The sequence below is a fragment of the Flavobacterium psychroterrae genome (assembly GCF_018380615.1).
Lineage (GTDB): Bacteria > Bacteroidota > Bacteroidia > Flavobacteriales > Flavobacteriaceae > Flavobacterium > Flavobacterium psychroterrae.
In genome coordinates this window covers 1-1,110 of record NZ_JAGYVZ010000075.1, presented here as the reverse complement: position 1 = coordinate 1,110, position 1,110 = coordinate 1, and the positions used below count along the sequence as shown (strand labels likewise).

Annotated in this window: 1 protein-coding gene and 1 pseudogene; both read right to left on the bottom strand. The window is 36.2% G+C overall.

What is annotated here, in order from left to right; translation table 11 throughout:
- Nucleotides 1-124: 124 nt before the first annotated feature.
- Nucleotides 125-511: pseudogene (locus tag KHA90_RS25085) on the bottom strand (DUF932 domain-containing protein); the annotation flags it as partial.
- A gap of 100 nt (nt 512-611) precedes the next feature.
- Nucleotides 612-974 carry a single-stranded DNA-binding protein gene (locus tag KHA90_RS25080; RefSeq protein WP_213308272.1) on the bottom strand — a complete coding sequence of 121 codons (363 nt, stop codon included), beginning with the start codon at nt 972-974 and terminating at the stop codon, nt 612-614.
- Nucleotides 975-1,110 lie beyond the last annotated feature (136 nt).

Genomic DNA, 1,110 nt, shown 5'->3' with positions numbered 1-1,110 from the left:
AATGAAAATCTTTTAGAATGGCTCAAGAATTTTAAATAAGATATAATGTAAAGTAGAATGTCTTAATTATCACAAAAGTAATGGTTAGTCATATTCTACTTTACATTATTCTTTACTTTCCATAACCCTTTCCCAGTGCCCCTGCGGTTTCATACAGGATACCATCACCGCCCACGATGCTGTCAAAAAATGAAAATGCATCCCTATTCTGTACGATATGGTAGTCCTTACCTACTACACCCAGTACACAATCGTTATCATTTCGTACGGTACTGTAATAATCTGGTACTCTTATATTTCCTATACTGTGTAGGCCTTCAGAAATAATTTCCTGCGACATCGTAAAAAGTGGGCGTTTCTCCACGCCGTAATTTAACCCCGCGTGCATAATAGCTTCCGCACTTGTCGGATAATCCTGCACCACCTGTCCAAGATTGTGCCATGCTTTTTCCTTTACACTAAAAAAACTGTGTTTTCCTGTCTGCTCATTGTAATTGATATTGTGTGCCATGATTTCTAAATTTTAATGATTAAATTTTTTAAAGAATTGAATGCTGACCTGTCTTAACACTGAAACCAGATCAGATCAGCATTTCTAAAATAGTTTGTGATCAAAAAGAAACATCCTCTGTTACCTTTTCCTTTCTGCCCTTTGCAGCTCTTTTACTGTTTCTTTTTTCTGCGCTGATTGCCTTTTTAGCAAACACCAAAATCTTGATACTGTCCACATGAAAATCCAAACTCCCAACTGGATTGCCTTCATTGTTGATATACACATGCATACCAATACGCCCAGTTACCTGAACAAAAGCGCCTTTTTTGATCCACTGTACCACTTTGCTGCTGAGCCAATACGAGCAGTTGATAAACGTTGCTACTTCTTTGTATTCTGCACTCCCTTTGGGCTTATAGCGATCATTGATCGCTATGCTGAAATTCACGACTTCTTTGCCTTCGTCCCTTTTTTGAACAATAGCATCTGCTGTTTATGCAAATCAAAATATTATGCAAAAAAAAACAACGTAATTGTATTATTACCAGTTCTTTATATCGAATTTACTTTACATAATATTCTTAGTCATACTCAATAATATTGTTATTTAGTGGTAT